20 protein-coding genes and 1 pseudogene are annotated in these 19,440 nt (G+C 67.6%); 12 read left to right on the plus strand and 9 right to left on the minus strand.

The features are described 5' to 3' along the window. Window positions 1–262 precede the first annotated feature (262 nt). The 5 genes from OG963_RS41410 to OG963_RS41430 form a co-directional block, all read right to left on the minus strand. Entirely contained in the window at window positions 263–1,636 is a 1,374-nt protein-coding gene (locus OG963_RS41410) for an IS1380 family transposase (RefSeq protein WP_371800106.1), read from the minus strand. 109 nt (window positions 1,637–1,745) lie between these two features. Then, window positions 1,746–2,219: a hypothetical protein gene (locus tag OG963_RS41415; RefSeq protein ID WP_371800107.1), complete on the minus strand. Its 474-nt coding sequence runs from the start codon at window positions 2,217–2,219 to the stop codon at window positions 1,746–1,748. A gap of 778 nt (window positions 2,220–2,997) precedes the next feature. Continuing rightward, a complete protein-coding gene (locus OG963_RS41420) occupies window positions 2,998–3,918 on the minus strand; it encodes an FUSC family protein (RefSeq protein ID WP_371800108.1) in 921 nt (306 codons plus the stop codon). A gap of 265 nt (window positions 3,919–4,183) precedes the next feature. Next, window positions 4,184–4,384 (minus strand): hypothetical protein, encoded by a 201-nt coding sequence (locus tag OG963_RS41425; RefSeq protein ID WP_371800109.1) that lies wholly within the window; start codon window positions 4,382–4,384, stop codon window positions 4,184–4,186. Continuing rightward, on the minus strand, window positions 4,360–4,626 hold the full coding sequence (locus OG963_RS41430) for a glycosyltransferase (protein ID WP_371800110.1): 267 nt from the start codon (window positions 4,624–4,626) through the stop codon (window positions 4,360–4,362). Before OG963_RS41430 ends, OG963_RS41425 begins: the two co-directional genes overlap by 25 nt. Before the next feature lie 418 nt (window positions 4,627–5,044). On the opposite strand from OG963_RS41430, the gene folE reads away from it, so the two are divergent. The 9 genes and pseudogenes from folE to OG963_RS41475 form a co-directional block, all read left to right on the plus strand. After that, window positions 5,045–5,578 carry a GTP cyclohydrolase I gene (folE, locus tag OG963_RS41435; RefSeq protein WP_030932776.1) on the plus strand — a complete coding sequence of 178 codons (534 nt, stop codon included), beginning with the start codon at window positions 5,045–5,047 and terminating at the stop codon, window positions 5,576–5,578. A gap of 119 nt (window positions 5,579–5,697) precedes the next feature. After that, a complete protein-coding gene (locus OG963_RS41440) occupies window positions 5,698–7,002 on the plus strand; it encodes a CynX/NimT family MFS transporter (RefSeq protein WP_371800111.1) in 1,305 nt (434 codons plus the stop codon). A gap of 27 nt (window positions 7,003–7,029) precedes the next feature. Then, complete coding sequence (locus OG963_RS41445; RefSeq protein WP_371800112.1) at window positions 7,030–7,734, plus strand: NUDIX hydrolase; 705 nt, start codon at window positions 7,030–7,032, stop codon at window positions 7,732–7,734. Window positions 7,735–8,167: 433 nt separating this feature from the next. Continuing rightward, window positions 8,168–8,371, plus strand: a complete 204-nt coding sequence (locus OG963_RS41450) for a hypothetical protein (protein ID WP_319740434.1) — start codon at window positions 8,168–8,170, stop codon at window positions 8,369–8,371. Next, the gene (locus OG963_RS41455) at window positions 8,368–9,111 is read left to right on the plus strand and encodes a molybdopterin-dependent oxidoreductase (protein ID WP_319740435.1); all 744 of its coding nucleotides are present in this window, start codon (window positions 8,368–8,370) and stop codon (window positions 9,109–9,111) included. The genes OG963_RS41450 and OG963_RS41455 overlap by 4 nt, the downstream gene beginning before the upstream one ends. Continuing rightward, window positions 9,095–9,730, plus strand: a complete 636-nt coding sequence (locus tag OG963_RS41460; protein ID WP_319740436.1) for a cytochrome b/b6 domain-containing protein — start codon at window positions 9,095–9,097, stop codon at window positions 9,728–9,730. The genes OG963_RS41455 and OG963_RS41460 overlap by 17 nt, the downstream gene beginning before the upstream one ends. Before the next feature lie 297 nt (window positions 9,731–10,027). Then, window positions 10,028–11,179, plus strand: a complete 1,152-nt coding sequence (locus OG963_RS41465; protein ID WP_371800113.1) for a sensor histidine kinase — start codon at window positions 10,028–10,030, stop codon at window positions 11,177–11,179. Continuing rightward, window positions 11,176–11,841, plus strand: coding sequence for a response regulator transcription factor (locus OG963_RS41470; RefSeq protein ID WP_030932760.1), 666 nt, complete (start codon window positions 11,176–11,178; stop codon window positions 11,839–11,841). The genes OG963_RS41465 and OG963_RS41470 overlap by 4 nt, the downstream gene beginning before the upstream one ends. Before the next feature lie 152 nt (window positions 11,842–11,993). Further along, window positions 11,994–12,200 (plus strand): annotated as a pseudogene (locus OG963_RS41475) (transposase); the annotation flags it as partial. Window positions 12,201–12,239: 39 nt separating this feature from the next. Here OG963_RS41475 and OG963_RS41480 read toward each other — a convergent pair. After that, window positions 12,240–12,755, minus strand: coding sequence for a DinB family protein (locus tag OG963_RS41480; protein WP_319740438.1), 516 nt, complete (start codon window positions 12,753–12,755; stop codon window positions 12,240–12,242). Window positions 12,756–12,986: 231 nt separating this feature from the next. On the opposite strand from OG963_RS41480, the gene OG963_RS41485 reads away from it, so the two are divergent. After that, window positions 12,987–13,802 (plus strand): aminoglycoside phosphotransferase, encoded by an 816-nt coding sequence (locus tag OG963_RS41485; RefSeq protein WP_319740439.1) that lies wholly within the window; start codon window positions 12,987–12,989, stop codon window positions 13,800–13,802. 1,109 nt (window positions 13,803–14,911) lie between these two features. On the opposite strand, the gene OG963_RS41490 is transcribed toward OG963_RS41485, so the two are convergent. Next, window positions 14,912–15,310 carry a DUF6234 family protein gene (locus tag OG963_RS41490; protein ID WP_319740440.1) on the minus strand — a complete coding sequence of 133 codons (399 nt, stop codon included), beginning with the start codon at window positions 15,308–15,310 and terminating at the stop codon, window positions 14,912–14,914. Window positions 15,311–16,453: 1,143 nt separating this feature from the next. After that, complete coding sequence (locus tag OG963_RS41495) at window positions 16,454–17,581, minus strand: NADH:flavin oxidoreductase (protein WP_371800114.1); 1,128 nt, start codon at window positions 17,579–17,581, stop codon at window positions 16,454–16,456. Window positions 17,582–17,694: 113 nt separating this feature from the next. On the opposite strand from OG963_RS41495, the gene OG963_RS41500 reads away from it, so the two are divergent. Both OG963_RS41500 and OG963_RS41505 read left to right on the plus strand, forming a co-directional pair. Then, window positions 17,695–18,129, plus strand: coding sequence for a MarR family transcriptional regulator (locus OG963_RS41500; RefSeq protein WP_319740442.1), 435 nt, complete (start codon window positions 17,695–17,697; stop codon window positions 18,127–18,129). 139 nt (window positions 18,130–18,268) lie between these two features. Then, window positions 18,269–18,679: an ASCH domain-containing protein gene (locus OG963_RS41505; RefSeq protein WP_319740443.1), complete on the plus strand. Its 411-nt coding sequence runs from the start codon at window positions 18,269–18,271 to the stop codon at window positions 18,677–18,679. Window positions 18,680–18,748: 69 nt separating this feature from the next. Here OG963_RS41505 and OG963_RS41510 read toward each other — a convergent pair whose 3' ends face one another. Then, a complete protein-coding gene (locus OG963_RS41510) occupies window positions 18,749–19,201 on the minus strand; it encodes a DUF6210 family protein (protein ID WP_371800115.1) in 453 nt (150 codons plus the stop codon). Window positions 19,202–19,440 lie beyond the last annotated feature (239 nt).

The following is a 19,440-nucleotide window of genomic DNA, read 5'->3' on the forward strand; positions in this document are numbered from 1 at the left end:
ACCTTCTCCTCGGGATCATCGCTACAGTCATGTACGTAACGCAAGATTGTGGAAAGTACTGGAGGAACGGCGTTGCACAGAAGCCTAGCCTCGATCTTGCGTGAGCCCTCGTTGGACGTTGACGGGGGCTTTTTTACTTGCCGGGTCTCGGGTTGTTCTGGGGATGGGCAGGCCGACGGCCCGACTGTCGTGTCGGGTAGGCGCCGGGTTCCACGGGTCCGGAGGTATTCGGGTGCTTGTCGGGGCGGGTTGATCCTGCTGGTCAGTCGGGGTTCGGTAGGGCTTGCAGCCGGGTGAAGGCGCTGGTGATCGCCTTGGTCCAGGGCCAGTGGCGGTCGAGGCGGAGAATGCGTTGGCGGCCGGTGGTGACCAGGCGGGCGGCGGCGGAGAACAGTCTGAGGCGGAGCTTTTTGGGTTCCCAGCGGCGTGTTTGGCCGGTCAGCGCGAGCATGGGCATCCAGGCGAGGAGGTCCAGGGAGAGCTGGATGATCTCCAGCCAGAGCTGGTTGCTCGCTGCGTGGTGAAGAGGCAGGTTGCGCAGTCCGGTGGCGCGGGCGGCTCGGATGCGGTCCTCGGCTCGGGCGCGTTGGCGTTGCCGCAGTTCCAGGGCGGCGATCGCGGTTCCGGTGGTGTTGGTGGCGAAGCACGTCAAGCGCATACCGTCGGCGTCGGTGAACCGTAGCTGCGCACCGGGGTGCGGGCGTTCTTTGCGGACGATCAGCCGCATACCCGCGGGCCATCCCTTGAGGACGTCGCCGGCCAGCTCGGCGACCCAGGCGCCGCCGCGGACCTGGCCGTCGGGTTCGACCGCCGGGGTCCAGGCTGAGTCCGGGACCTGCAGCACGGCGTGGTGGACGGCGTCGGTGATGGTCATCCCGACCGAGTAGGACAGCCACCGGCCACGCGCGGTGAGCCAGTCCAGGAACTCGTTGGTGCCGCCTGCGGAGTCGGTTCGGATCAGGGTCGAGCGACCCCGCCGGTACTGCTTGGGCAGTTGGGCCAGCGCCAGCTTCGTGGCAGTGATGTGGTCGGCCGCGGTATTGCTGCCCGCATTGCCCGGCCGCAGCAGGGCAGCCACCGGCTCCCCGGACCCGGCCGGGCCGTGGTCGACGAACGCGACCAGCGGATGATGCCCGAAGGTTTTCTTCCACGTCGCGGTCGCGTCCTGCTTGTCGGAGTGCGCCAGAACCAGCACCCCGTCGATGTCCACGATCACGTGCCCGTGCGCGTCGGGGGCATCGGTACCGGCCAACGTCCACACGCGCTCGCGGACTTCGGCCCTGGCTCGGCGGATCGCGGTAAGCGCGCGGGGACCCGCCCCGGCCAGGATGTCAACCAGCCGCGACACCGTTGGATCGGAGGCCACCAACCCGAACAGGCCCGGTTCGGCCCGCAGCACGCCGATGTCCGACAGGCAGTCACCGCCCAGCGCCACCGCCAGAGCAAGGTCCAGCAGGACCTTGCCCGGATCGTGCACCGCCCGGGACTTGCGCCACGGCGCCAGCGCCGCCGATATAGCCGTGTCCAGCCCCGTCTTGCGGACCGTTTCCACCAGCAGCACCCCGCCGGCCTGCGAGACCACCCCACCCCCGTCGCCCTGGACACGGACAGGAGGGTAGACGCCGATAGTCTTCACCGGGAGAGGACTTCTTTCCTTGCGTCTGACCGGACCCTAGACAAGTCCCATCATTGCAGGTCATCTGCACTCTCCGCCTTGCTGGCCACTCAGTGGATCACGGCCAGCGTCAGTCGATGTAGGTGGGTACCGGGGACCACGTCGAAGGCAGTTCCTCGGCCGGATCCCCGGTCACGAGCCGCGGGTAGCGGAACTGCCACCACCGCGCTTGTTGTGAATTCGCGCTCTGGTTCATACCGAACGGCTTGATCGGTACCGTAGCCACGCGGAACCGCTCGTCTAGCGCATCCAGCTCGGATTGACGGAGCCGGCAGACGCGTTCGGTCAGGATCGGCCAGGCATCGTGGAGCCAGTCGCGATGAGCCATGTCGTTGTCGAACTCCCGAGCCCACATGGTGTCGAAGCCCTCTTCCGCGTCCGCGACGAACTCTGCCCACGCCTCCATGCGAGCGTTCAGTGTCATGCCGTGGAGGTAGCGACTGGACAGTAGTTGTGTGGCCCGAAGAACCGAAGCGTAGTCCTCTGCGTCCAGCAACTCGCTCTCCATGCCTGCAGCCTTGCAGGAGAGCCCCTTCTTGGTCACCCCCTTTCCTCGCGGATCTGCCGGAACGAGGGCACCCTGCACCTGCCAGGTGCAACACATCTGATCAGCTCGTGAGATTCTTGCGAGAGCAATGGCCAGGTCAGGGGCACTCCGGCACGTCCACCACGTCTGGACCCACCAAACTCATGAAAGGGCGAGGCTAGTTGGTCGTCAGTAGGTCTGAGTGCGCCAGAGACAGGGCCCGTATGTACCGCATGGCCCAGTTCCTGGGGTGCGATCCAGCTCATGGCGGATGATTACCCGCCTGCCGTGCCGGGAACGCGCCGCGGTCTGAGGACCCCATGGGTCAAGCTGGTCGTCGCTTCCGGGCGTCTGGAACGACGTGTCCGTGCATGCTGGTGATCAGGTTGGTGGGGGTGTTTCAGCGGAGCTCACGGCGTTCTCCGGGGCGGCGTCGATGACCGTCCGGTGACGGTGTGACGGTTTCCGCTGGTCAGAGAGACAGCAAGCGGAGTGCCGTGCCGGTCGACGATCGAACATCCGATGTGGTCAAGGAGTCGAGCGGCGGTTGCGAGGACGCGCTGGGGCTTGGCGTGTTGCTCGTAGCGCCGCCGTCGGACCCGGTCCAGGGCATCTTGCCGATCTCAGTGCTTCAGCTGGCGGATCCGAGTGTCTGGGTCGGTGGCCACAGCCAACGTGAGGCGAGGACGGAAACGACGGCTCCGACCAGTACCAGGCCCGCCCGTACCGCGGCCGTGTACCAGGGAGTGGGCCGGTCGAAGTCGGTGAGAAGGAGCAGCAGAAGGGGGAAGGCGAGTCACCAGTAGAGGTAGTTGGCGGGTCTGAGGGCGTAGGCGAGTGTGCTCGTGGCGGCGACCGTGGCCGTGACCGCCCAGGGTCCGGGGTGGGTCAGGAGGACCAGCGCGGCGGCGATGCCGCCCAGGGTGTTGCCGACGATGCGCTGGCGCGCCTTGGCCTGGGTTGCCTCGGGTGTGGGGCGCAGGGAGAGCAGGATTCCGGTGACGAGCCAGTGGCCTTCGCCGGTGAGCCGATGCGCCGCTGCCATGATTGCCGACGCGGTTCCCAGGAGCAGCGCGAGGCGGGCGGCGTGAAGCCAGTCCTGCCGGGTGTGTTTCGGTGGCCCGGACGGGGGTGCGGGGCGGGAGGCCGGATCCTTTCGGGGTAGGAGGGGCAGAAGAAGTACCGCGCCCCACAGGCTTCCGGCCAGCTGGGGGAGGGCAGGGACGCCAAATCCTTCCAGCGGGCCGGTGATGCCTACCAGCACCATGGCCAGACCCAGCGTGTTTCCCACGCGTGGCAGTACCGCACCCGCCGCGGCGGACACGGCGATCGCGGGCACCAAGGCCCAGAGACGGGCGTCGACCAGGAAGGAATACAGCCCTGCCAGGGTGATCGCCACGGTTCGCGCACCGAGCCGGCGAGCGCGTTCGCCCAGGTTCGCATCCTGTGGCAAGGGCATGACCACCAGCAGGGCCGGAAGGGTCAGGGAAGCGCCCGCCTCGGGGTGCGCCACCACCGTGCCGACCAGCAAGGGGGCAGCAAGCGCGATCCCCGCCGCGATTCCCGCGGGCCAGTCCGGCGACACCTGCGCCCGCCACTCCACATCGAACAGAGCCCGCAGCCGCACCGCGCGGCGCGGCGGATCACCGCAGCCGGCACCCGCGCGATGCCGGCCGCGCCCCACATCTGACCCGAACTCGTCCTGCCTCCGATTCACGCCCAGCAGTCTGACCTGAACACCCAGGCAGAGAGGACGAACTGCGCTGTCGGTGGCGTGTCTCCCACACTGTCCGCGCAGGGCGGGTCGGACAATGCGCAGGGGCAGCGCAGCGCAGAGCGGTGGTGAGGCGGAGAAAGGCCAGGTAGCTACGGGGACGACGTTCATAGCGCGGGCTGAGCTGGCGGTAGTCGGACAGCCACGAGGTCGGGTCGGCCGCGGACCAACTACCGTGCCGCCATCTTGATCTGCTCAGCAGGGTGATTCAGGAGAATCGACCTAGGCCGGCTGCGGAGAGTACGACGTAGACCAGGCGCTCGGCGGTGTCGGGACGCGCATGCGAACGGGCACGCTCGGCCGTCGCCGTACGTTGCTGCGAGTCCGTCAGTCGCGGTGTCACGGCGACCCACAGCCGCTCGGCGGTCACGTCACCCACCAGCGTCACGGCGGCGCCGTTGGTCGCCAAGTGCTCCGCTTGCCGAGCGCGGTCAGCTCGGTGATGGTACCGGTGCCGTTGCGGGAGATCACCACATCGGCCAGGGCGAGCACGTCAGGGAGCTCGGCGCCGACGTACGCGCGAGGTGATAGCCCGCCGCGCATTGTGCGGGCAACTGCGCCGAGTGCCCGCACAGGCCCTCGATGTCGTCCGGGGCCGCACTGGTGAATCACGTTGGCGTGGTCAAGCAGCCACGCCAGCGCGTCGCGCACACCGCTGTTGATCTGCTGTGCCCCATGGGCGGCACAGTTCGATGATCCGGAATTTGGTCGCGTACGGAAGGCACTTCCTCGTTTCCGGAAGAACTATCAACAGGTATCAAGCCGGCGGATCCGGGTTGAGGTGTGGCGCGACGGGCAGAATGAGCGGGCCGCGCTCCGGCGCACGACAGGTGGTTTTTTGTTTGTCATTCGGGCGCCGGGTTCCCGCTCCCCGCCCGCTTTAAGCGTCGGGGAAACGTTAATTTTCTTCGCGGATTTGAATACGTAGGTATAAGCGTATCACCCGCGCATTGGTCTGATCGGGTGTCAGCCAAGCGGGCGATGTTCTCAACGAATGCAACTGGGTGGATAGTGAAATAACTCCATCGGGTTTCGGAACCCTTGGTGGAAGTGGGAATGGAGGCCGCAGGTGACCATTGAAGACTGGCTCAAAACCAATGTAACCACCGACACGAGGGCACTCGGTTGGTACAGCGGCCCGGAGTGCGAGGACCGCATCGTCCGGGCCTATCGCGAGCTGCTGAGCGGCTATGAGATCGACACCTCAAAGATCCTCAAGACCACCTGCCTGGTGAACGGCGAGCACACCGGCGTGGTGCGTGTCCAGGAGAACAACTTCTTCTCGATCTGCGCCCACCACTTCCTGCCGTTCTTCGGAAAGGTCAACATCTCCTACGTCCCCGGTGATCGCATTCTCGGCCTCGGGAAATTCCCTCGACTGGTCCAGGCGTTCAGCCGGCGCTTCCAGATCCAGGAGTACCTCGTCAAGGAGATCGCTGAAGAGATCATGTCCTCCGGCGGCGCAAAAGCCGTGCGAGTCACCTCCCGTAGCCGCCATCTCTGCATGTGCAGCCGCGGTCCGTCCGATCAGACCGTGATCACCGACACCTCATATGTGGCGGGTCATCAGGAGTTGATGGCCAAGTTCGGTCTGGACGACTGATCCGGACTCGTGTGGCGGGAGGTGCTCAAGGGATCGACCCTCCCGCCACGCGCCACCGGTCACCCGATCCAGGACGGCCGCCGTGCGGAACAACGCGCCAGCCACCACGAGGAGAACCCGTGCGCGACAGGAAGAGAGGCAGCCACCGCCGCGTGTCGACGTCACCCTGGAAGTACGTGGTGGCGACATGGTTCGCCGGCGTGCTGGCGGCAGTCGGCCTGGGTGCCGTCTCGCCGGCGGGATCCGCCCTGCGTTCGTCACTGGGGTTGTCAGCCGGCGCGCTCGCCTGGGCCACTTCGAGCATCACGGCGGTGGGCGCCGTCCTCGGCACCCCGGCGGGATGGTGGATCGTCCGCTTCGGCGCTCACCGAGCTCTGTCCGGGGGCCTGTTCGTCATGGCAGTTGCGACCGCCATCAGCGCGACCGCCGGATCCTGGGGTCTGCTGCTGGGGTCGCGCGTCGCGGAAGGGGTCGGCTACCTGCTGGTGTTCGTGGCGGGGCCGGTCGTCATCACCCGTATGACGCAAGGCGGCATCCGATCGGCGGCGCTCGCGTTGTGGGGCACGTGCGTTCCGATGGGCCTGGCCGTCGCCGCGGCCCTGGGCGGAGTCCTGGCATCGCAGTGGACGTGGAACCGATGGTTGGCCCTCACAGCGCTCGGTCCGTTGATCATGGCCGGGTTGCTCACCGTCGTCCTGCCCCGGCTGCCGAGGACACCCGTGCAGCACTCTCATCGCGCACTCGGCACCTGGAATGGGGCACTGAAGCTCGGCGCGGCGTACGGAAGCCTGTCGCTGGTCGGCGTCGCTGTGGTGATGGTCCTCCCGCTCTTCCTCACCGAGCACCGAGAGGTGACGCCGACTGTCGCCGGTACCGTGGTGGCACTCGTCTGCCTGGGGAGTGCGATCGGGGGGCTCGCCGCCAGTTGGCTGCTGCGCCGAGGCGTGGCCCTCTCCTCGCTCGTCCCGCTGGGCGTACTGATGCCGGTGGCCTGCCTCCCCGCTTTCTCGGCAGAATTCCCACTCGCGGTCAGCGGCGGCGCCGCCACGCTTGTTCTCCTCGTCGACGGACTGTTGATCTCCGCAGTCTTCGCTGCCGTCCCCGCCGCGGTGAGCCGTGCTGAGGATGTCGACGTCGCCAATGGCATCCTCAACCAGCTCGGCAGCGTGGGAATGCTGATGGGACCACCGGTCTTCGGCCTGGCCATCGCTGCGGCGGGATGGGGCGCCGTCGCCGCCGGGACCTTCGTCTTCGGCGGACTTGGCACAGTCCTTCTGCTGAAGGGCGCCCGTACGTCCGCGACCGGCACTGCGGACGGCGTGTCCCGGTCGCTCGACGCACCGCGCGGCGTGCACGTGAGGGAGGGATCGGAGCCCTTGCGAAAGGCACCCGATGTCAGCAACCCCAACCACAACAGAATCTGACCGAGCTACGGGTGTGCGGGTTCCCGAATGCTGCCGGCGGCCTTCTTCTTGAAACGGGGCACGATGAAAATCGACTTCCTCCCGCTGCGGGACAACACCTGTGGCGAGTATTGCCTGCACTGCCACGCCGAGACCGTCGAATGGATCGTCGTGGACGGAAGGAAACGGTGCACCTGCCGTTCGTGCGGCCGAGAGGCCGGAAGAGCCGTCGTCGTCGATCCCCGCATCCGCTGGTGGACCGATTCGGACGGCGAGTACTGGCATGAGAGCGCCGGCGTATTCGTACGTGACCCACGAGGGAGATTTCTCTTCTTCCAGAGAACTGCCTTTCCCTACCGTCTGACCGTACCCGCAGGCCATGTTGAACGTGGGGAGGACCCCAAGCGCGCGGCAGCGCGGGAGCTCTGGGAGGAAGTGGGCATCCGCGCCGCGCACGGGGACCTCCGTTTCGTTGCGGACGAGCATCTCGACGGAGACATGTGCAGAAGGGGCTCCGACGCCCATCGTTGGCACGCTTATCTGCTGGACGTCGACGATCACCGGGCAACGGGAACTCAGGGAGAATTGACCGTGAACGAGGAAGGTGAGGAGCCCCTCTGGCTCACTCTCGACCAAGCACTCTCCTCCCAGCCGACGTTCGCCGTGGAACACATCATCGATCGGTATTCCGACAGGCTCCTGCACGTTGTCCGGTGCACACCCGGGGAGGGCACTGTGAAGCGAACGGTGTAACTCCTCCCGGTCGTACCGTGTAGACGATCACGGCCTTGCTTCCTCCGCAGGGGATGCCTTCCACTACGGTGACGGCCCGCAACTCGAGCGTGTGCTGGGGCAGGCCTCCGTTCCCCGGGCGAGGGTCTGAGTGACGTCGTTGACGTGACCGCGGTCGTGATGACTTCGAGCGGGGTGGCGCACCCGTCGCGGATCACCGTCGTCGTCGCCTCCACCTCCGCCCGGCGGACCGGCGCGCGGGAGGGCGCACCGGCCGTCCAGCGCACCCACTGCCGCATACCACGGCCGTGGTAGGCAGCACGGATGTCCACCGTAACGGTGGTAGCCCAACTCCGTTCCTGCGGATGACCGTCGGAGAGCGGCCCACAGAGAGACTGTTCCTGTCGGACATGACGCGTCGCAGGAGACGCATACAGACTCCAGGGAGCAGCAGATGAAGAAGTGGGTACGGCCACTGGTCGGAGCAATTTTGCTCTTCATAGGCGTGATGTGGTCGCTGCAGGGCTCCGGCGCTGTCGACAACAGCGAAGTGATGTCCGGCGAATCACAGTGGCTGTTCATCGGTCTGGTCGTGGCCATCGTCGGTGTGACGCTCTTGGTCGGCGGCATCAGGAAGCTGCGGGCCGACCGACGGTGACCTCGAACAGCGACGGCGGCTCCACCCGAGGGCGCCGAGAGGACAGGCCTGTCGGCCGGCGAATCATCCTCGGTGCTCTTGGGGCCGGCGCCCTGGGAGTGGCTGTGGGCGCGCCCGCGCAACGCAGGCTTGACGACACATTCGCCGCGGTGGCCAGCAAGGACCCCACCGGCCTTTTCTCACTGTTGCCCGGTGGCGGCGGCTTTCGTTTCTATTCCGTCGCCGACAAGGTCCCGCACCGCTCCGCCGACGACTACCGGCTGACCGTGGACGGTCTGGTGGACCGCCCTGCGTCGTACACACTGGACGAACTGACGGCCATGCCGAGCACCCGCCTGGTGCGGGACGTGCAGTGCGTCACCGGTTGGCGCGTTCCTCAGACGGCCTTCACCGGGGTACAGCTGTCTCATCTCCTTGACGTCTCCGGAGTGCGGCCCGAGGCCGCCGCGGTGCGCTTCACCTGTTTCGACGGGGTCTACTCCGAAAGCCTCACCCTGGAGCAGGCGCGACGCCACGACATGCTGGTGTCCTACAAGATGCGGGATGAGCCGCTGACCGCTGCCCATGGCGGCCCGGTGCGCCTGTATGCCGCCCCGATGTACTTCTACAAGTCAGCCAAGTGGCTGTCCGGCATCACCGTCACCGACCATGTCCAGCCGGGCTACTGGGAGCATTTCGGGTACGACGTGGATGGCTGGGTCGGCAAGTCGAACGGACGCGATGATGCCCCGACCAGCTGAACAACCGGACCTGATCAGACGTTTCACTGCCGCCGAACGCTGGATACACCGGGGGACAGCCGCTCTGGTGGGAACCGCGCTCGTTACCGCCGCGTTCCTCTACGTGCCGGTGCTGGCCGAACTCGTCGGGCGGCGGAGGCTGTTGGTGACCGTGCACGAGTGGGCGGGCATCGCCATGCCTGTTCCGCTCCTGGCCGGCCTGGTATCCCGTGCGTTCCGTGCCGACCTGAGCCGGCTGAACCGGTTCGGCCCGCACGACCGCGGCTGGGTGCGTGCCACCCTTCGCCGGCGGCCTCGTACAGCGGGAAAATTCAACGCCGGGCAGAAGCTGTACGCGAACGTCCTCGCCGGGGCCTTGCTCGTCATGATCGGCACGGGGCTCCTGATGTGGTTCCCTCGCCTTGCGCCCCTCCTGTGGCGTACCGGAGCGACATTCGTCCACGACTGGCTGGCTCTGCTCATCGCGGCTCTGGTCCTCGGCCATGTACGGATGGCCGTCCGCGACGCACAGGCCCGCCGTGGGCTGCGCACCGGGCAGGTCCCACGTGACTGGGCGCGTGACCACCACCCTCTGTGGGAGGAGGAGAACCCGGTGCCCGCAGCCGCCCGGGAGCCCTGACGCACCCGGTTGCCAGGGCGGGAAGTATCCTGCACCTACCGCAACCGTGACATCCGAAGCTCGTTCCGAAGGACCGCGGGCACTGGACCAGTCCGAGACGAAGGCCGCCAAAGGCTTCCACTCCGACAGCACTGCCGCGAACCACGGGGACAGGGAAACCCGATCGCACCGTGGGTCACGCCGACGCGCGCCGGGTCGCGATGCGCAACACGTAGGGGAAGGGATATGGCACCGGTCACAGGCATCTGGACGACGGTGAGGAACCTCGCCGACCGTCCGGCGTGGCGTCCATTCGGCGTGGACGCCGTGGCTGTTGTCTGCTGCGTCCTCATCACCGGACCGATCATGATGCTGGTGTCGCACCAGGGCCAAGCCGATCTTCGTCTGGCCGGTGCGGTATCCGCCGTCTGCAGTCTGCTGGTGTTGTGCGCCCATCGATGGCCACGTGCAACCACGTGGGCAACGGCCACCACCAGCGTGGTGCTTGTCGCCCTTGTGCCTGACGGGCCGCCGCCTCCGGCACCGGCGGTTGCAGCGCTTTTCCTGCTCGGAGCTCGGACGGACCGCCGAACCGCCGTGCGCACCAGCGCGGCAGTGGGCATCGCGATGACCGCTGCCGCGTTCGTCGTGCGCCCCGAATTGTCAGCCGTGGAGTCCAACCTTGCGCTTCTGGCATGGACCCAACTGCCCACCGCGGTCGGGGACGCGGTACGGAGCCGACGCGAGCTGCTGGTCTCCTATCAGGAGCGCGCAGAGCACGCCGAGGCGACCAGGGAAGAGGAAGCGCGCCGGCAGGTCGTGGCCGAGCGCATGCGCCTCGCACGGGAACTGCATGACGTCGTGACGCACCACCTCACCCTGGTCAACGCCCAGGCCGGAGTGGCCCACCATCTGGTTCGCCAGGATGCCGAGCGCGCCTACAGGGCTCTCGGGCAGATCCGCGACACCAGCCGAGCGGCACTTGACGAACTGCGCGCCACCGTCGGCCTGCTGCGTCAGGCCGACGACTCCGACCAGCCGCTTACCCCGGCGCCCGGACTTGGTGACCTGCCGGCGCTGCTGGACTCGTTCCGCCATGCCGGCCTCTGCGTGGAAGCCCGATGCGACAGGCCGCGCGCCACTCTGCCGCCCCTGACCGACCTGGCCGCCTATCGGGTGGTCCAGGAGGCGATGACGAACGCGCGAAAACACGTTGCCGACGCCCGTGTGTCCGTGGTCGTCGCGGTTCACCGAACCCACCTGGAGGTCTCCATCACCGACGACGGGGGCACCGGACCAGGCCATGGTTCCGGCACGGGCCTGGGGTTGATCAGCCTCACAGAACGCGTGCGCGCGGCGGGCGGAACCCTGCAGGCCGGCCTCCAGGTGTCAGGCGGCTTCCGCGTTCACGCGCTCCTCCCCATCGGTTCGAACGACCTTCCGTCGGCAAGCCCCCAGGAGGGCGGATGAGCATCCGCGTGCTTCTGGTCGATGACCAGGCGCTGCTCAGAGGGACCTTCCGCATCCTGCTGGAGGCCACGCCGGGCATCGAGGTCGTCGGTGAGGCATGCGACGGGTCGGACGCCGTGGACCAGGTCCGGAGTCAGCCAACGGACGTGGTGTTGATGGACATCCGCATGCCCGGCCTCGACGGGATCGAAGCGACACGGATCATCACCGGTGACAAGGCCCTTGCCGGGGTGAAGGTACTCATCCTGACCACGTTCGAGACCGACGAGTACGTAGCGGACGCACTGCAAGCGGGAGCGAGCGGATTCGTCGGCAAAGGCATCCACCCGCAGGAGCTGATCGATGCGATCAGGACGATCGCCGCCGGTGACGCACTGCTGTCGCCCGCAGCGACACGGTCGCTGATCCAGCGCTTCCTCGCACGCCGGCCCCCCGTACGGCACGCTGCGCCGATGTTGGAGAGTCTGACCGGGCGGGAGCGCGAGGTGGTGATGCTGGCGGCCACGGGACTGTCCAACGACGAGATCGCGGAACACCTCGGCATCTCCGTCCTGACGGCGAAGACACATGTGAACCGGGCCATGGTGAAGCTGGGAGCCAGAGACAGGGCGCACCTGGTCATTGCCGCCTATGAGGGCGGCTTGGTCCATCCCTCACAATGAACAGGCGGCGAGCCGGGACGCTGACGACCGAGCGGATCACAGCCGTGAGCGGGGTGCGGAACGCTGGACCTGGCACGGGCCCAGGACCAGGCACACCAGGGTCTGTCCGACGGATCTTGTGACCGTATCGGTCTCGGGTCGTTGGCATGGGCATGGGGCGGGGAGATTTAACGCATGCGGAGCGGGCCCGGCTGAAGCTGCATCTGCCGAAGTCCGGCAAGCGAGGCGGCCGTTGGGTCAGCCACCGCAGGGTCGTCAACGGCATCCTGTATCGGCTACGCACCGGGATGCCGTGGCGGTATCTGCCTGCGCGTTTCGGTCCGTGGAAAAACGTGTACGAGCGGCATCGACGCTGGTCGGCGGTCATCGTGCGCCCGCCAGGGATGATGGGACAGCCCTCAGACGCCGGTCTGTCCGTCGACGAGTTCACGCACGACGTCGAGGTGGCCGTTGTGGCGGGAAATCTCTTCGATGAGGTGGAGGATCACCCAGCGCAGGTCCACGTGGCGGCCGTCGCTGATAGGACGTTCGGCCGTTGAGTTCAGGTCGCGGTCGGCCACCAGGCGGCGATAGCGGGTGCTCTGTTCCTCGTACTCGGCGAGAAGCTGGGGCAACGGGATGTCGACCGCTGTCCGCATCTCGGGGTCGGGGTCGTCGTCGGTCGCCGCCGTGAGCGGCCCCTCGGGCTCCTCGCCGAGAAACATCACCTGGACCCAGTGGTGCTCGACCCATCGCAGGTGGCTGATCAGCCCGCACATCGTCATCAACGGTGAGTTCGGGAGTGGTGCCTTGCGGGCATCTTCCTCGGACACGCCCTCACACTTGGCTCGCGCCGTGTCACGGGCGTAATCCAGGAAGGTGGCCAGCTGTGTACGTTCGTCCCACGTGGGGGGTGTATCGGTTCGTTGTGTCATCGTGGGTGAGGTTCCCACAGCTCGGAGCTGGTGTCGCGTGATTTAGAAGCCGCGCAGGCAAGCGTGCGACCACCGCCTTGCGCCGGCACGTCCTGCAAGATCCGCCGGACAGACCCTGAGCAGCGGCTCGATCAGCGCCCACAACTCATCCAGCAGGCTGCGGGACAGTCCGGTGGTAATGTCCGACCGAGGCAGCCCTGCCCGATTCGTCCGATGGGAACGGTGCCACACATGTCCATGTCGCGCATCGACTGGGAGCACCTTCCCGAGCACGTGCACCACGCCGTGGAAGTCCACACGGGGCCGGTCATCAAGGCCGAGACCGTCTCGGGCGGCAAGAACTCCCAGATCGCCGCGTGCGTGTCCACCGCCGACCAGCTGGTGTTCGTCAAGGGCATGCCGTCCGATCACCCGCAGCGCCCCTCGCAACAGCGCGAGGCCGCGATCAACCCCTACGTGGCGCCCCGCCTGGCTCCCACGATCCTGTGGCGAGTCCAGGACAGCGGGTGGGACCTACTCGGGTTCGAGAACGTCAGCGGCCGCCACGCCGACTACGAGCCGAGCTCGCCCGACCTGCCGCGCGTCCTGCAGCTCGCGGGTGAGCTGGCGCAGGTGGAAACGCCGCCGGCGTCGGTGGTCCGCAGCGTCGAGCAACGCTGGGCGGCGCACGCCGACCCCGGCGCGGCCGAACGCTGGCGCGCCGGACGGACGCTGCTGCACACCGACTTGGCGTCGCACAACGTCCTGCTCGGCGAAACGCGCGACTGGCTGATCGACTGGGCGTGGCCCACGGTCGGCCCGGCGTGGGTCGACCCGGTGGTGCTGATCCTGCGACTGATGGAGGCCGGACACACCGCGGCGCAGGCCGACATGGTGTGCGGGGTCCTGCCTGCCTGGCAGGGCGCCGACCGGGCGGAGGTGGCGTCGTTCTCGGCCGCCAACGCGCGCCTGTGGAAGAGCATTACCGTGCACGACGCCGAACCGTGGAAGCTGCACACGGCCCGCATGGCCGAGCAATGGTGCAGCTACTGGTCGGGCATGGACTGAATCGCTACGCTCCCGACTCTTGAGGGCGCGGCGGACGCGACGGGCGCATCCTCCCTCTTGCTGTCTCTCAGGCAAAGCGACCTGCGCTGAGTTGACCTAGCTTGGGAAAGCAAGGATTCGCATACGCGAGGAGCCGATATGAGGCGGCGGAGTGGCAAGGTGAGACTTCCCGGCACGGTGAGGGGAGCCGCAGGCGAGAAGGGGGAAGCCACAGGCAAGGTGATTGGCGACCGAGACCAGAAAGAAGCCGAGGGGACGGCCAGGCGGGCCGAAGACGAGTTTACGGAGCGGATGCGCGGCACCCAAGATCGCCCCTTGCCGCAAGAGCCGCCCGATTAGCCAAGACGAGCGCATTACGTCCCGAGCCCCTGCCCGAGCGGTGGGGTCTCGGCATGCCGACGGGACGGCACCGCAGAACGTATGCGCGACACGTCGTCTGACCTGCCTCGGCTCCGCACTCCGCGGACCTGGTACGCATGTGGGTGGACCCCATCGACGAGGAGATTGGCGGCGGCCGAGCAGCGGGAGAAGAGCGGGAGCACGGCGAAGAGCGGCGACCGCCCGTGCCGGCTGTATCGTCGAGTTGGGTATCGTCCCAGGCGCCTGACCCCTTGAGGTCCACGCGGGCGGAGAGGGGCCGCCGGGCCATTGGTCGCGAGCAGGCCCTCGGCGCCCTCGCCGACGGGATCCGAGTCCGCATCCACTGTCGGCCCGACATTGAGCTCGGGGTGCTCGGACAGAGGTCGGGCGGCGGTCCAGCAGGGAGAAGCATCTGAGCCACCACCCGTATCAGGATCGTCCCGCCGGGCCGAGACCCGTGCACCTGGGTAAGCCGGCTGCGCCCGCCGTTTCCTCGGGCGGGGTTGTCCGCGCACCGTCCTACGCTCGAACGTATGAGCGCGCCTCAGCCCTCTGAGGCCGCCCTCTGAGGGGCTTTCGCTTGCCGCCGTCGCCCCCATCGTCGAGGCACGCATCCTCGTGGACACTGTCGAGATTTTCGCCCTGGGGAGCCGGTTCTTGACCCGTACACCGGCGATCACCCTGGCCCGGACCAGATCCTCTGCACGGGGGCCGCCGTGTTCGCACCGTGACGAGGAACATCAAGTTTGTCAGGATCCGCCGCATTCGCTGTTGTCGCCGCCGGACCGGCACTGCGCGCCCGGGTCGATGGAGGGGGAGACCGGGACGGGCTGTGGATGCGAGTTGCGGTCTGCGTCGTTCATTCCGATGGCGGCCACCAGGACCAGGACCAGGCCGGTGAGGACTTGGACGCCGAAGCTGATGAATGTGCGAGCCATGAACAAGGGGACGGCTGAGAGCAGGAGGATGCCACCGACCACGGCCACGTAGGCGAAGGGGCGTGTGAGTGAGACGGACGAGTTGTCGGCTGCAGGGTCGAACATCTGGTACCCAGCCGCGTCGAGCCCGAATACGAACACGATGAGCGGGGCGATGATGTCGATCACGAGGAGGCCGACGGCGAGTGCGATGTCTGCGGCCGGGCGCAACCACCTGCGCCGTTGCGGCGGCTGAGGATGGTTGCCCCCTGTATAGCGGGGATGGCGGTTCGGCCACGGCGGGGTATCGGGAGCAGGGGGCGCGGTCATCGGTCCAGCGTCGCTCAGAAGCGGACCGGGGTCCTGAGTAGAAGTACTCAGGACCCGGCGAGTGGTCGGTGCAGGCGCGGCGAACCGATCGGCCTGTACGCCGCGGCGTTCTCTGTCCTTGATTCGATAGCCGGGGGTGGGGCAGGAAGCCGGGCCGACACCTGCCGGTTCACAAGACCGCACGAGAGAAGGGCACGCGCGTGCTTCCTGCGGACCAGATCCGGGCGCTTCTGCGCGAGTTCGACGATCCCCACCGCCCGGAGCGTCCTCGAGACTTCGATCTGGAAGCCTCAGCGCGCCGCTTCGCCCAGCTCACCCGCGCGCTTGTGGAACGCTTCGGGCCGTCCTGCAGGAGTGGCCTGAACCAGGACACCAGCGACTACGGCGGAATCTCGGTCCCCGCGGAGGCGACGGGGCTCGGTCGGCCACTGTGGGTCGGGATGAGCACCTTCGGCTGCTTCGTCACTGCGGGAAGGACCAGCGACTCCGCCGCGGAGATCAGCGCCGACATTGCGGCTGCCAGGGGTGGTCGACCCCTTCGACTTGGAGGGGCCGCGTCCGTGCCGGGACGTTTCGTCACCAGCACGTCGGCGGCCCACCGCCCAAGTCATCACCGGCAGGGCAGCGTTGTGCTGTGCTCAGAAGGCGCAGATCTCCCCCCACCGGCATCCGGTGCCGACCGAGAACCGGCCGGTACCCGGATGTTCCGGTTCGCCCATGACCGGCGGCGTCCACCCCGGACGGCCTTCCGTCAACGCTCGACAGAGCGCCGTTCGGAACGGTCCGGCCGGGGTCGACGACTCCCACCTGCTGACAACCTGCTCGATACCTTCCGCGGCATCGAGCAGGTCCTGCCGGCCTCGTGCTTCTGCGCGCGAGATCGACTACGTGCAGTCCCTCCGGTAAGGGCAGTTCGCTGACAACGGCGGGGCTAGGACGGTAGCTCCCCAGACACCGACACCAGCGGGGCAACTCTCCCTCGGAGCGGCCATCCACGGCCCCGCACCCCGGATCAGACCTTCGCGTGATCAGCGCAACGTTGCACTAGCTCAGCGTCTTCAGCGCCGCGGCGTCGTACGGCTTCAGGTCCTCGACCCGGCCCGCCAGGACCTTCGCCGCCCACTCCGGGTCCTGGAGCAGAGCGCGGCCGACGGCGACCAGGTCGAACTCGTCGCGCTCCATGCGGTCGAGCAGGTTGTCGATGCTGCCCACCGCGGCGCCCTCGCCCGCGAACGCGCGGATGAAGTCGCCGTCGAGGCCGACCGAGCCGACGGTGATGGTGGGCCTGCCGGTGAGCTTCTTGGTCCAGCCCGCCAGGTTCAGATCCGAGTCCTCGAACTCCGGGAGCCAGTAGCGGCGGGTGGAGGCGTGGAAGGCGTCGACGCCGGCCGCGGCGAGCGGGGTCAGGATCGCCTCCAGCTCCTCCGGGGTCTGGGCGAGCCTTGCGTCGTAGGCTTCCTGCTTCCACTGCGAGTAGCGGAAGATCACCGGGAAGTCGGGTGAGACGGTCTCGCGGACCGCGGCCACGATCTCGGCGGCGAACTTCGTACGGGCCACCGGGTCGCCGCCGTAGGCATCGGTGCGGCGGTTCGTCCCCGCCCACAGGAACTGGTCGAGGAGGTAGCCGTGGGCGCCGTGCAGCTCGACGCCGTCGAAGCCGGTGCGCTCGGCGGCCGCGGCAGCCTCGGCGAAAGCGCCGATGACGTCGTCCAGGTCGCTCCGGGTCATGGCCTTACCGGTGCCCTCGGTACCGTCGACGCGGATGCCGGAAGGGCCGACGGCGGGTGCGTCGGCGTACGGTGCCTCGCCCTGCTTGCGCACCATGCCGATGTGCCACAGCTGCGGGACGATCGTGCCGCCCGCCGAGTGGACGGCCTCGGCGACCTTCGCCCATCCCGCCAGCTGCTCCTCACCGTGGAACCGCGGCACACGGTCGCTCTGCCCGGCCGACTCGTGGCCGACGTAGGTCCCCTCGGTGATGATCAGGCCCACGCCCGCGGCGGCGCGACGGGCGTAGTACGACCGCACGTCCTCGCCGGGAACGCCGCCCGGGGAGAACATGCGCGTCATCGGCGCCATCACGATGCGGTTCGGGACAGTCAGGCCGTTCAGCGTGACGGGCCGGGACAGGATTTCGGCCGCGCGGGGGGCCGAAGTCGACGTGATGGTCACGCAGGTGCTCCTTGTGGTACTTGAGGACATTGATGGTTGATAACTTCAAGCAATGAGAAGACGGTAGATGTAGATATTTGAGATTGTCAAGTTTCCTGGGTAAAGTGCTTCCCATGACAGGAACCGCCCGCGTCGATACGGCACGGCTCATGGAGCTGCTGTCGGTGTGCCTCGGTGCCTATTACGGCGACTTCACGGTCGCGGCAGCGAGCGAGAACCTCACCGCGAGCCAGGGCAAGGCATTGACCGTTCTGCGCCGGGGTCCCGCCGCGATGCGCGCCCTGGCCCACACCCTGACCTGCGACGCCTCTAACATGACCGGGATCATCGACCGGCTGGAGAAGCGCGATCTGGTGCGCCGCGAGCCCAGCCCCTCCGACCGGCGCATCAAGAACGTCGTCCTCACAGCCGAGGGTGAGCGCGTCGCCGACACGATTCGGGCGAAGATGCGCACTACGCAGGAGGGCCTGGACGCGCTCAGCGATCATGAGCGGGAATCCCTGCACACCCTGCTGGAACGAGTCTTCATCTCCCAGCCCGCTGCTTGAGCCGGGGGTATCAGCTGACGGGTGTTCCGGGTCTGCCGACTCGGAACACCAGGGCTTGCGAAAGTGCTCGCTGCGAGGGTCCGGGGCGAGCGGGGCGATGACCATTGATCAGCGCGACCGGGCTTCGTATCCTCTCTCGATGGGGCATGACGAACTTCCGGCTCTTGAACTCGCCTTTCCTGGCCCGGAACGTGACCGTGGCGTGGCGGCGATCCTGAGCGGTCGGAAGACCGCGCTCACGGGCCTCCTGGAAATCTACGAGCACGCCGGTGAGGCGGTGCCGCAGACCGGTCAGCGATTCTCGGTGCTCGACTCCGAAGGCCGTTCGGCTGTCACGATCGAACTCGTCGACGTGCGCGTCGTCGCTGTGGGGGACATCGATGACGACTTCGCGCGTGCCGAGGGGCGCGGCTACTCCGACGTTGCCCAGTGGCGGGCGGCGCACGAAGAGTTCTTCCGGAGCGATGGCGTGAGCGAGTTCCTGGGGCGTACCGCGGTCTTTGACGATGACACGCTCGTGGTTGCCGAACGTTTCCGGGTGGTCGAGTAGGACGGACCGGGTGGTCCCGTGACTCGTTCCGGCGTCGGCTTGTATTTGCTCGAAGCTTTGCAACTGGCCTTAGTCCGAGTTCTCCCACACCAGCACGCCGGGCCCGTCGGGACTGACGACAGGGATCCAAGCTTCAGCAGCCTCCGGAAGACGGGACTCGTCGAGGACCAGCGCCGTCGGATGCAGCTCGTCATGGCGGCCGGAGCCGTATACCGCGAAGGAGCTGACGGCTGTCCGGAGCCGGTCGAGAAGCTCCACCGTCCACTCCTGGCCGCGCATGCCCCACCCGCGCAGCTCGCCGACGAAGATCTCCTTCAACTCCTCGTCCAGGCCCGAGCCGAAGAGCGGGACCAAGTACCCCTCCTGCTCGTACTGGGCGCAGGAGTGGCCACCACTCTGGTTCTGGTAGACGACGCCCGTGGGCGCCGCCACGATGACGAATACCCAGCCGGTGTCAGAGCCGCAGCTGTCCGGGTCGAGGTGGATGTGCCGCTTGCCGCTGGTTTCGCAGAAGTGATCCATGGTTCCACCGGCCTCCCACGCGCCGTCGTAGCTGCTGTCCGCCGCTGTGCTGGCGGTGAAGGCCGCCGGAGCGGCAGGGCGCAGGTGGGTTCGGTCCCTGCGGTGCGCTGCTGAGGGCCACGGGATTAGCCAACCGGGGCGGCGCTCGCGGGGCCACCCGTTTTCCATGGGAGGGCCCAGCCGTGTCCGCGTACCGGCTCAGGCGCCTCCGTGGGTCAGCGAGCCGCCACCTGGCCGTG

The organism is Streptomyces sp. NBC_01707 (assembly GCF_041438805.1).
Lineage (GTDB): Bacteria > Actinomycetota > Actinomycetes > Streptomycetales > Streptomycetaceae > Streptomyces.

Coding starts and splice junctions, on each gene's coding strand:
- OG963_RS41445 (WP_371800112.1), top strand. CDS start 7,030: ATGCTGCCGGCGGCCTTCTTCTTGAAACGGGGCACGATGAAAATCGAC.
- OG963_RS41450 (WP_319740434.1), top strand. CDS start 8,168: ATGAAGAAGTGGGTACGGCCACTGGTCGGAGCAATTTTGCTCTTCATA.
- OG963_RS41460 (WP_319740436.1), top strand. CDS start 9,095: ATGCCCCGACCAGCTGAACAACCGGACCTGATCAGACGTTTCACTGCC.
- OG963_RS41470 (WP_030932760.1), top strand. CDS start 11,176: ATGAGCATCCGCGTGCTTCTGGTCGATGACCAGGCGCTGCTCAGAGGG.
- OG963_RS41480 (WP_319740438.1), bottom strand. CDS start 12,755: ATGACACAACGAACCGATACACCCCCCACGTGGGACGAACGTACACAG.
- OG963_RS41485 (WP_319740439.1), top strand. CDS start 12,987: ATGTCCATGTCGCGCATCGACTGGGAGCACCTTCCCGAGCACGTGCAC.
- OG963_RS41500 (WP_319740442.1), top strand. CDS start 17,695: ATGACAGGAACCGCCCGCGTCGATACGGCACGGCTCATGGAGCTGCTG.
- OG963_RS41505 (WP_319740443.1), top strand. CDS start 18,269: ATGGGGCATGACGAACTTCCGGCTCTTGAACTCGCCTTTCCTGGCCCG.
- OG963_RS41510 (WP_371800115.1), bottom strand. CDS start 19,201: ATGGATCACTTCTGCGAAACCAGCGGCAAGCGGCACATCCACCTCGAC.